Annotated in this window: 9 protein-coding genes; 6 read left to right on the plus strand and 3 right to left on the minus strand. The window is 34.3% G+C overall.

Features of this window, described 5'->3' with window-relative positions:
- Positions 1 to 210 precede the first annotated feature (210 nt).
- Positions 211 to 1,032 (minus strand): SDR family oxidoreductase, encoded by an 822-nt coding sequence (locus tag ES724_RS07555; protein WP_146931695.1) that lies wholly within the window; start codon positions 1,030 to 1,032, stop codon positions 211 to 213.
- 229 nt (positions 1,033 to 1,261) lie between these two features.
- Here ES724_RS07555 and ES724_RS16490 point away from each other — a divergent pair, with 229 nt between their 5' ends.
- From ES724_RS16490 to ES724_RS07570, 4 genes are read left to right on the plus strand one after another with little or no spacing between them, the layout of a single operon-like run.
- Positions 1,262 to 1,399: a hypothetical protein gene (locus ES724_RS16490; RefSeq protein ID WP_170249863.1), complete on the plus strand. Its 138-nt coding sequence runs from the start codon at positions 1,262 to 1,264 to the stop codon at positions 1,397 to 1,399.
- Between the two features lie 27 nt (positions 1,400 to 1,426).
- Positions 1,427 to 1,792 carry an arsenate reductase family protein gene (locus tag ES724_RS07560; protein ID WP_146931698.1) on the plus strand — a complete coding sequence of 122 codons (366 nt, stop codon included), beginning with the start codon at positions 1,427 to 1,429 and terminating at the stop codon, positions 1,790 to 1,792.
- A gap of 11 nt (positions 1,793 to 1,803) precedes the next feature.
- On the plus strand, positions 1,804 to 3,921 hold the full coding sequence (pta, locus tag ES724_RS07565) for a phosphate acetyltransferase (RefSeq protein WP_146931701.1): 2,118 nt from the start codon (positions 1,804 to 1,806) through the stop codon (positions 3,919 to 3,921).
- A 5-nt stretch (positions 3,922 to 3,926) separates the two neighbouring features.
- The gene (locus ES724_RS07570) at positions 3,927 to 5,111 is read left to right on the plus strand and encodes an acetate/propionate family kinase (protein ID WP_146931704.1); all 1,185 of its coding nucleotides are present in this window, start codon (positions 3,927 to 3,929) and stop codon (positions 5,109 to 5,111) included.
- Between the two features lie 81 nt (positions 5,112 to 5,192).
- Here the strand turns inward: ES724_RS07570 and ES724_RS07575 are convergent, their stop codons facing one another.
- The gene (locus ES724_RS07575; protein WP_146931707.1) at positions 5,193 to 5,963 is read right to left on the minus strand and encodes an RNA polymerase sigma factor; all 771 of its coding nucleotides are present in this window, start codon (positions 5,961 to 5,963) and stop codon (positions 5,193 to 5,195) included.
- Between the two features lie 667 nt (positions 5,964 to 6,630).
- Here ES724_RS07575 and ES724_RS07580 point away from each other — a divergent pair.
- Both ES724_RS07580 and ES724_RS07585 read left to right on the plus strand, forming a co-directional pair.
- Positions 6,631 to 7,635 (plus strand): LLM class flavin-dependent oxidoreductase, encoded by a 1,005-nt coding sequence (locus ES724_RS07580; protein WP_146931710.1) that lies wholly within the window; start codon positions 6,631 to 6,633, stop codon positions 7,633 to 7,635.
- A 445-nt stretch (positions 7,636 to 8,080) separates the two neighbouring features.
- Entirely contained in the window at positions 8,081 to 9,274 is a 1,194-nt protein-coding gene (locus tag ES724_RS07585) for an acyl-CoA dehydrogenase family protein (protein WP_146931713.1), read from the plus strand.
- A 784-nt stretch (positions 9,275 to 10,058) separates the two neighbouring features.
- On the opposite strand, the gene ES724_RS07590 is transcribed toward ES724_RS07585, so the two are convergent.
- Complete coding sequence (locus ES724_RS07590; RefSeq protein ID WP_146931715.1) at positions 10,059 to 11,381, minus strand: M20 metallopeptidase family protein; 1,323 nt, start codon at positions 11,379 to 11,381, stop codon at positions 10,059 to 10,061.
- Between the last annotated feature and the right edge of the window lie 358 nt (positions 11,382 to 11,739).

The following is an 11,739-nucleotide window of genomic DNA, read 5'->3' on the forward strand; positions in this document are numbered from 1 at the left end:
AATTTTCAATTTGAAAAATCAAGAACCTCGGGGCAAGCCCACGAGGTATGTCCAAATGGTTTGGGAGGAAAATACTTTTAAAAATTCGAGGCAAGCCCGCCTGAATGAAATTCTTTTCGGGCAGGCCTCGGGGGATTAAACCCTCAATGAGGGATTAAAAAATTCCGAAAAACCTAAATTTCCCGGGATTGTCAAATACATTCAAAAACCTTATTTTTTTGAGGGATCTACCGCATCAGATTTAACATTATACTGGTTCTCTTGATATTCTTTACACATAGCAGCAAAATCTGTTGGTAATATGGTTCTAAAATCGTGTGAATCCTGAGGGATCACTTCCACCATTTTATCTATCATCTCTTTAGGATCAAATTGGTTTTCAGCCATTTCTTTGGCAGCAGCTTCAATATTTTTTCTAGATGTAAAATGATAGTCTTCATCAAACCATTGCGTAAAGGTATCGTACATTCTATCATTGAAACCTGTATCATAAGGTCCCGGATTAATTGTTGCCACAGATATTCCCATTGGGGTTAATTCGTCTCTTAAAGATTGTACTATAGATTCGAGTGCATGTTTAGAGGCATTATAAGATCCTAAATATGGGGAAGTAGTTAATCCTGCTACTGATGAAACGAAAACTAATTTTCCGCTTCCTTTTTTAACCATTTTTTTAATGAAGGGTTGTGCGAATTCCAGACTAGAAAACACATTGGTCTCCATTACTTCACGAATTAGATCTACAGGCATTTCTGAGACTGGTCCAGAATGACCTATCCCGGCGTTATTCACCAATATATCTATATCATATTCCCAAGCTTTCTGGCAATCCATGGGATCCAGAATATTTAATTTTATAATCTGTATATTATCTTCTAAGCCAGCTTTTTTTATGTCTTCTAGTAACCTTGATTTCTGTTCCCATTTATGAACTCCAGCAATGATTTTATGTCCTTTTGCAGCAAGGCCTAAAGCTGCTCCTTTTCCCAATCCTGATCCTGCACCTGTAATTAAAATTGTCTTCTTAGTCATTTGTTCTTTATTTTACTTTAAGATATAGAGAACTAACTAAGTCACTTTATTTTTAGCATACTTTGGGATTGAAATTAACTAGACTTTAAAGCTTATTGGAAATTTACAGGAGGATTTTTTCAGCTATTTTTTATATAACACCTACCTCTAAATTCGTATACAAAATAATCTTTGATCAAACCATCAGTAGAATAAATTTTAACAAAAATAACCCAACTTAATATTAATATTGAAAACAAATCCTGAGAGCTATCGTATCTTGGACAAAACTACTATGATCTTACCTGCTAGTAAACATCATTACATAAACAAAAGTGGATTGCAGGAAGATCTAGAAAGTTTAAAACAATTATTTGAACATCATTAATATACACACTAGAATAAATTATAGATTATGGATGAAATAGCCACTTCAAAAAATCAGATTACTTTGTATTACAACTCTGAATCGGGAATAGCAAAGCAAACTTTAGCATATGCTAAAGCTGAAGGATTACCTATTCAGGAAATAGATATTTTAAAAACTAAAATTACCGGAACTCAAATTGTAGAGCTTGCAGCTAAGTTATATATAGAAGTGGAAGACTTGGTAAATCAAGAACACCCTTCCTATAAATCTCATTTTGAAAATCATAATTTCTCGACAGACGATTGGATAAAAATGATCCAACACAATCCGGAAATCATGAACCAACCTATTGCTTTAAGAGGCGATACTACGATTTTGGTAAAAACTCCAACAGATATTATCAATATATAGTTTCTAAGTTTATGACTAGTAAACCAACTAACAAAGCCATCTACATTACTACGACAGAACCGAACAGCGGTAAGTCGATTGTCTCTTTAGGGTTAATGCAAGCGCTATTAGGGAAGGCTGCAAAAGTCGGCTATTTTAGGCCTATAATTGACGACTTTGAAATTGGGAAAATCGATAATCATATAAATACAGTCTCAACGTATTTCAATTTGGATATAAATTTTAATGATGCTTATGCTTTTACACGAAGTGAAGTTATTAGAATGAAAAACTCGAATAAAGATGAAGAGATAATAAGAAAGATTATTGAAAAGTATAAAGCTATTGAAGATCGGTTTGATTTTGTCTTGGTAGAAGGTACTAGTTTTGTTGGGGAAGGCTCTATTATAGAGTTTGATATAAATGTTTTGATCGCTAAAAATTTAAATGTTCCAGCAATTATTTTAGCTAGTGGAGTTGGAAAATCTTTGGATGAACTTGTGGGGAATCTACAAATGGCTTTTGATTCTTATAAGGATAAAGGTGTTGAAGTATTATGCGTTATTGCTAATAAGGTAGAGCAAGAAAATCAAAGCTTAGTAATTTCCGAATTGGAGAAACACTTGCCTTTAGGAGTTATTGTCAATGCCATTCCGCTAAATCCTATTTTAGCCTATCCGTCAATCAAAGAAATTGTTGATGTTCTCGACGGAAAAGTACTGTTTGGAGAATCTTATATAAATAATCAAGCTGGTAATTTTAGTGTGGGAGCCATGCAATTGCCCAATTATCTTAAACATTTAAGAGAGAATGGTTTGGTGATTACTCCTGGTGACAGAGCAGATATTATTCTGGGAGCTCTACAAGCACATATTTCAGATAACTACCCATCTATATCTGGAATATTACTAACAGGCGGATTGATTCCTGAAGATTCAATTATTAAACTTATTGAAGGATTATCAGAAATTGTTCCAATTGTTTCAGTGCAAGGAGGGACATTTTCGGTAACCAATTCTATTGGGAACATAAAATCGCAGATTTATGCGGCGAATACTCAAAAGATAACTACCTCCATCCAAGACTTTGAAAAGTATGTACATGTAGATACCTTGGTAGAACGGCTTATTACATTCAAAACGAATGGAATTACACCAAGAATGTTTAAGTATAACTTATTAAATCAAGCAAAAGCAAGAAAAAAGCATATCGTTTTACCTGAAGGAATGGACGAGCGAATTTTAAGAGCGACAAAACAGTTAATTGATCTGGATGCAGTAAAAATTACATTGCTAGGAGATAAAAAACAAATAGAAGAAAAAATTGCGATGCTTGAAATTGCTTTGGATTTGAACAGCATCAATATTATAGATCCTATCGAATCTGAACATTTTGAGGAATATGCAAAAACCCTCTTTGAACTTAGGAAACATAAAAATGTGAATATATCCATGGCTAAAGATCTCATGGAAGACGTTTCTTATTTTGGTACCATGATGGTTTATAAGGGCGATGCAGATGGAATGGTTTCTGGGGCAGTTCATACTACACAGCATACCATACTTCCGGCACTTCAGATTATAAAAACGATACCAGAAGCTTCTATTGTTTCTTCCGTATTTTTTATGCTTTTGGAAGATCGCGTTTCTGTGTATGGAGATTGTGCCATTAATCCCAACCCTACATCAGGGCAATTAGCTGAAATTGCCATTTCATCTGCCGCTACCAGTTTGGCTTTTGGAATTGAACCTAAAATAGCAATGCTATCTTATTCTTCTGGCACTTCGGGAGTGGGAGAAGATGTGGAGAGGGTTAGGAAAGCAACAGAAATTGTTAGAAGCAAAAGACCAGATCTTAAAGTGGATGGTCCTATTCAATACGATGCAGCGGTAGATATTAAAGTAGGTAAATTAAAACTTCCAAATTCTGAAGTTGCGGGACAAGCCAATGTCTTTATTTTCCCAGACCTTAACACAGGAAATAATACTTATAAAGCAGTGCAGCGAGAAACCAAAGCATTGGCCATTGGACCTATTATTCAAGGTCTGAACAAACCCGTTAACGATCTAAGCAGAGGTTGTACCACAGACGATATTTTTAATACCGTTATTGTTACGGCAATACAAGCACAAAATGTTCAAAATAAATAAGAAGCATGAATATATTGGTAATTAACTCTGGAAGTTCCTCTATAAAATTTCAGTTAATACAAATGCCTTCCGAAGCATTATTATGCAGTGGGTTGATAGAGCGGATAGGTGAAAAAGATGCCATTCTAAGTTATATAACAAATACTGTTAAGCTTCAGAAAACAGATTACATATCTAAGCACAAACAAGGGCTCAACAAGATTGTCGATTTACTGCTTGATGCTGAAAATGGGGTTATTAAGAACATCAAAGAAATCGAGGCGGTTGGACATCGTGTTGTACATGGAGGAAATTCATTTTCTAATACTGCTCTAGTTACTCCTGAAGTGAAGCGAAAGATTCAAGAATTTGCTGTTTTGGCACCTTTGCATAATCCTAGCAATCTTGAAGGTATCTTAGTAGCCGAAGAAGATTTTCCTTTCGCAAAACAAATTGCTGTTTTTGACACTGCTTTTCATCAAACAATTCCTGAAAAGGCCAGGAAATATGCAATCCCTAATAATTTTTATGAAGAACAAGGTATTCAGGTCTATGGTTTTCATGGAACAAGTCATAAGTATGTTTCTGAAAAGGCCATTGCTTATCTGCAACTAGAAAAATCTAAAATCATAAGTATTCATTTGGGCAATGGTTGTAGTATGACAGCAGTTGTAAATGGAAAAAGTGTAGACCATAGTATGGGTTTTGCTCCTTCTAATGGACTCATTATGGGTTCACGAAGTGGTGATATAGATCATTCAGTTATATTCTATTTAGTTGATAGTCTGGGTTATAGTTTGGAGGAAGTAAATAATCTTCTTACTAAAGAAAGTGGAATGCAAGGTCTCACCGGATCCAATGATCTAAGAGATATAGAAAAGGAAGCTGAAAAAGGGAATTCGGAATGCATTTTAGCCTTGGAGATGAATGCGTATCGAATTAAAAAATTCATTGGTACTTACGTCGCGGTAATGAACGGATTGGATGCCATTATTTTTACCGCAGGTATTGGGGAGAATTCCAGTATGATAAGGAAGCTTGTTTGTACAGATATGGATTTCTTCGGAATTGATCTGGATGAATCAAAAAATGAAGAAAAATCTCAAGAGTTACGAGAAATAAATTCCAGTATTTCTAAAGTGAAAGTACTAGTTGTTCCAACCAATGAAGAATTAGAAATTGCGAAGCAGGCTTTTGGATTGCTTACTTAACTTTTTACAGCATTCTTATGGCTGGACGAACTAGAGTTCTTTAATGATTTCCTAGTTGAACCTATTTATATTGAGAGATTCTTATGCTGCAGAATATCTGTTGAATAGACTTACTTGTAAGGCTTTTTTAGAATCTTTCAAAAGTTGCTTAACTTCTTCTAGTGTATTATTTCTTATTTGAGCAATTTCTTCTAGAGCTAGCTCTTCGTTAGTAAATAATTCAAAGACCTGGCGCATTGCCGGAGGTAAATTATGTAGCACCATTTCAATGTGATGTTGAAGTTGCTCTTTACTTAGATGTTTATCAATTTTTTCAATCATGGCTTTTTCCTTATCCTCAATAAATACGTGATTTAAGGTATAGTCATTATGATTGTAAGACATATCATCCAATTCCTCGATCATTAGTAGATCTCCGCCACCGTCTGTACTATATTTTTCCTGCATTTCAACCCATTCTGGTTTGGAATAATCATCTATATTTCTAAAGAAAAGATCATCAAATTCTTCTTCTATAATAGTGTCTTCCAACAAGGCATTGGTTTTTATAAATAACCAGTGATAAAAATCTTTTTCATGTTCAACTTCATCAATGTTATCATAGATTTCAATGAATAATTGATCGATAAAATCATCGGCTTTATATTTCCCTTTGGAGAAATGTCCTTTTTTTATCGCTGTATTTAATCTTCTATTTATATAATTTCTTAATTCGGGAATTATCTTTAGTACTAATTGATTAAAAGATTTTTTCTCGTCCTCTTTTTTTAGTTTAATAAGATCGGGAAATGATTTTGTTACGAATAGACGGAATTCCCTTTTGCTTTGGTAATAAGATATATTTGATTGCATAAGATGACTGCTTTAATGGTTTAGGTATAAAGATGCAATCTTGAGGCTTAATAAAAAATGATAAAGATCAGTAAATAAAAAATATACAACACTGACCTCCAGTTTTTAAACACTATTTGTGTGAGTTACATTTGTATAGTTTATTTATTGTTTCATTAAAAAAATTATGAGATCAAATTGAAGTATTAAGGAAGACGTTTTAGCCGAATTAGCTTGGCACCAAAAATCGATGAAACTTAAATTTGTGTTATTGTGGAAAGAGTTATAATAACAGTTGTTGAGGTTGTAGATGGTCACACCTAAAAACGCTCTGCAGAAAATGCTGTAAAAATCATTTGTTGTGTAAGAGCGCTGGCTGAAGATATTGAAGTTAAATATGCTTATCTTTTTAAAAATCTATACAGATATTGCAACTTCTGCTATTATGGCTTTGAAATCATTTAAAAATTCTCTCAGTCCAAAGCATGCTTGCTCCCTAGTCGAAAGGATAGGAGGGAAGCAAGAATATGGATAGCATGATACAACTATTTTTAATTAGAGCACATTTTATGTAAGCCTGTACTTGTTTTTCCGATTAATACTATTCAAAATCCTTTCAAAAAAGAGTCGATAGTGATATTAGTTTATCCCAGTATCCGACTCAAATGTTACAATCGATTATACATTTATGAAAACTCAACATACAAAATATTCCATATTAGACCTTGCTTTAGTTTCTGAAGGTCAATCGCTGAAACAAACCTATAATGGCGCACTTGAATTGGCACAACATGCCGAATCTTTTGGTTACACCCGCTATTGGTTAGCAGAACACCATAATGCTCCAAATATTGGAAGTAGCGCTACCTCTGTACTAATTGGTTATCTAGCCGAAGGTACAAACACACTTCGCATTGGTTCTGGAGGAATTATGCTACCCAACCACTCGCCATTGATCATTGCTGAACAATTTGGGACTTTAGCATCCTTATATCCAAACCGAATTGATCTCGGCTTGGGGAGAGCTCCGGGTACAGATAGAGATACAGCTCAAGCCATTCGCTCAGATTTTATGCAAGCAGCACAGTCTTTTCCTGCGGAATTGGATAAGACAGAAAAATACTTTTCTGCAGAGAATGCGAGTGCTAAAGTCCGTGCCACAGTAGCAGAAGGAGTGGAGGTTCCCATCTATATTTTAGGTTCCAGTACAGATAGTGCACATCTAGCTGCAAAAAAAGGATTGCCTTATGCTTTTGCTAGCCACTTTGCGACAACCCATTTATGGGACGCGATAGAAATTTACCGTAAAGAATTCCAAGCATCAGAGGGCTTAAAGGAACCTTACGTAATGGCTGGGGTAAATATTATTATTGCAGATACAGACGAAGAAGCTCAACGTTTGTATACATCCTTAATACGAATGATCGTGGGTATATTTACCGGCAAACGAGATTATGTGCAACCGCCAACAGAAATGACTGCTGAATTAGAGGAGATCCTGCGACACCCTCAAATACACCAGATGTTGAAGTATTCTTTTGTTGGTAGTAAAGCTACAGTAAAAGCTCATGTAAAAGATTTTATGGAGCAAACCAAAGCTGACGAACTAATTGCCGTAACTAATATTTATGACGTGAAAGACAGGATTAGATCTTATGAATTATTTGCGGAAATCATGAAGGAACTGAATTAAACCCTCAATGAGGGATTAAATATTTTTATTGATATAGTTACTGGATAATACAACTTAAGAGGTATTATCCAGTTTTTTTTGAGTTAGAACTTACAATTCTACACAGTTTGTACTCCTGCTCAAACCTGTTTTATATAAGAATCAGCCACTGGCTAATCCATTTCTTAGAGTAATTAGCATCTATGAGTAGCATGTGTGAAATGGAATTAAAATATTATCTTTAATATTATGACAATTACATAATGCAGAAAACGTCTTCCCGTTTAATTTTATGTAGTTCTATTATAAACAAGTTGTCCTATAATTAATTGATTGCTGCTATCTATTTGGGGAATATCGTAAAGGAGGGAATTAATAAATATGATGTTATTATAGATATAAATATGACTTTAAAAAGTTAGAAGGATCGCGTGTTTTATACGAATCATTAATCAAAAGATCAGGTATGTTAAAAAATGTTTTATTAGAACGCGAAATATACTCCTCAGAAGAACATAAAATGACCCAAAAAATGATTCAGGATTTCATCAAGAATGAAATTATGGATCACACAGAAGAATGGGAAAAAAATGGAATGGTTAGCCGAGAGATCTGGGAACGTGCCGGAGAATTAGGTTTGCTGTGTATTGATATGCCTGAGGAATATGGCGGAAGTGGTTTGGATTTCAGCTTTAGCGCATTATTCATTGAAGAACTGGCAAAAGAAGGAGTCAGTGGGCCAGGGTTTTCATTACACTCAGATGTTATTGCTCCATATCTTTTAAAGTATGGAACTGAAGCTCAAAAGCAAAAATATCTCCCTAAAATGGCTTCAGGAAAAATGATCACATCCCTTGGTATGACCGAGCCAAACTGTGGTAGTGATCTTCAAGCTATCACAACAAACGCGGTAGATAAAGGAGACTATTATTTGGTAAACGGACAGAAAACCTTTATCACAAATGGTTATATGAGTGATATGTCTATAGTAGCAGTAAAAACCAATACAGGAACAGAGAAAGAAGGCGTGTCTTTATTAATTATGGAAAGCGATTCTAAAGGTTTTGAAAAAGGAATTCCTTTCAAAAAAATTGGAATGAAAGCCCAGGATACCTGTGAATTATTCTTTGATGATGTGAAAGTTCCAAAAGAAAATTTATTAGGAGAAGAAGGATCAGGTTTCAAAATTATGATGAAAGAATTAGCTAGAGAGCGTTTAATAGTAGCGCTTAATGCTATAGGTGGGGCAGAAGGAGCCATTGAAAAAACTATTGAGTATACTTCTACAAGAACTGCTTTTAAGCAACCCATTGCTGGTTTCCAAAACACACAATTTAAACTTGCTGATTGTGCTACACAATTACAATTGCATCAAGCCTTTTTAGATCGTTGTACACTATTATTATCAGATCATAAACTAACTGCCGAAAGTGCTTCAATGGCGAAATATTCCGCAACAGAAATGCACTCTAAAGTAGTAGATGAATGCTTACAGTTATTTGGAGGTTATGGTTATATGTGGGATTACCCAATTGCCCGAATGTATGCAGATAATAGGGTAGCCAGAATTTATGCTGGAACCAATGAGATAATGAAAGTGTTGATAGCTCGAGGTTTGTTTAAAGAACTGTTTCAACAGATGAAAGCAACGAAAAAATAACAATAAAAACTTAAGATAATTGCTGATACAGTTAATTACGGATTTTTCAGCTCCTTAAATACCAGAATTTTAATAGTATCAATTAAGTGCTCAGCTTATGGGCTTTTTTCCATAGTTTTGAATTATTGCTTAATAAAGTGCGTAAAACAACATGATCTCGGTAAAGCTTGTTTTAATTATGAATCAGCCACTGGCTAATCCATAATTAAAAGTGTTCTATAATGTTCTGCGGGGAGTTTATCCTGAGCGTAGACGAAGTTATTATCTCAAATCTTCTTTGATTTTTTTTTTCTAAAAACTTCTTTATAAATGTAATGAAACCCTCTTTGGGGTTCACGAGCTCCTATTTCTCAAATAGGAGAGGAGCGAGTAAATACTCTTTGCCCGAAGCGGTCCTGAGCTTGCCGAAGGATAGGAGTGAAGTGGGAAGGTTTATGGAATGGGATTATTCTATCTAATTTTCAATGGATTACGTAATTCCGTAATTAGTTTCTTACTAAAATTGTTTACAATTGAATTCTCCCTATTACTATATATAAATTATTAATTAAAATTTTGTCTCGCTTCATAGTATGTTAAATAGAGAAGAGCAAGTCTTTCCAGAATTAAAAAAAATTGACGATATAAGTTTACTTGAGCTTCTTTGTAAAACTAATAAAAATGAAGTTTATTATGAATTCGTAAATGGCTAGTTTGGAAAAAGGTGGGATTAAATATACCCTCCCTTATAAATGCATAGTCCTATAAAACGTTAGTTTTATAGGACTATGCAAAAAAATAGATGTTAATGATTAAGCCTTTCAATAATCATTGAAGAAAAATAGTTTACTCCTGTTTTGATGCATTCTTCATCTACTTCAAAGTTAGGAGTGTGCGGCATAGCAACAATACCTTTCTCAGGATTTGATCCACCTAAAAAGTAATAGACACCTGGCACAGTTTTCTGAAAATATGCGAAATCATCACTAAATTGAAGTGGGGGGACCCCATATAAGGGTATAACACTTTGTTTTCCATATATACTAGAAATACTTTTCATAGTTTCATTGGTCAATTCTTCGTCATTCATAGGTGTTTCCATAACAGGCAACCCTTTCTGAAGATTAAACCGAACAGAAAGTAATTCTTTAGAATACTTAGAAGTTTCAATTTTGTTTTTAATCAAGGCTAAAAACGAATTCATTTTTTCCTTATCACTAGCATTAAGTAATACTCTTATTTTCAATGTATCGTTAGATTTTTTAACATCAAAATAGAGCTTATCCATCAATGCGGTATAATCTTTATAAATTGTATTTGGATTAGTTACTCCTAACTCAGGGCTAAATAAATTGTTATTATCCCAAAATTCAGCGTTTGGACCATATGTTTGAGCATTGGTCATCAATTCTTTTGTAAAATCGACTAAAGAGTCTTGATTATTAGACGCTTTATATTCTAATTCAACAACCGTTAAATGAGCAAATACATTTGCTGATTTAGTGGCTATAGTACCAACAGGGTATGGAGACACATGCAGCCCATATATTTCATCAGGTTTAATCAGATTAAATAATCCATCTGCAATCATTGCTTTTGCACCTTTATTAAGTTCTTCCGCAGGTTGAAAAATAAAATAGATGGTACCTTCTAATTTTTCCTTTTGGTTTGCCAAAACATTGGCGATTCCCATTCCTATGGTAGTATGTACATCATGACCGCAAATATGCCTTACACCTTCATTTTTTGATGAAAAATCCACAACATCTGGTATATCTGACGGCATTGCATCAATATCGGCTCTCCAAGCAATTCGTTTCCCAGCTCGACCAGTATTTAAGATCCCAACGACACCATAGCCTCCCACACCTGTTTTAACTTCGAGTCCTAAGGCTAATAAATAAGCAGCAATCTCTTCTGAAGTTCTTTTTTCTTTCCCTGACACTTCAGGATTCATGTGAAAGTCTCTACGAATTTTCACAAGACTATCAAAAATCTTTTCTGTGTGCGATTGAACAGATTGATGAATTGAAGATGGAGTTGTTGCATTTTGACCAAATGTAAACAGCCCATAAAGCAGAAATTGTAAGATTAACGCGGTTCGGATTATTTTTGTAACTAAAGTCATTTTTTTATTGTTTAAATTAATACTGGTGCAATATCCGTTTAACCTTCTTCTCTAAATAGTCATTTTTGCCAGAGTATCGTAACGGGGAGTTGAACTGTAATCAACCGTCCTATTTATACATCTATTTCTTGAAATGAATTATTTTTGTTGGCCTCACGATAAATTTTTAGCCTCCTGAATTCGTAATAGAAAGCTTAACTAGATGATTGAACTAAGGTTCTATTTTAGGAGTGCTAGTCTTAGCAACGATTTGTCCGTGATTGATTCTGTAGAATGTATTGCGATACATGAAACACATTTAAAGGGAGAAAAAAGTATTGCATTCTGACATTTAAATCGAGAACCCAGTCTATAAATT

It is taken from the genome of Gillisia hiemivivida, from assembly GCF_007997295.1.
GTDB classification, from domain to species: Bacteria; Bacteroidota; Bacteroidia; order Flavobacteriales; family Flavobacteriaceae; genus Gillisia; species Gillisia hiemivivida.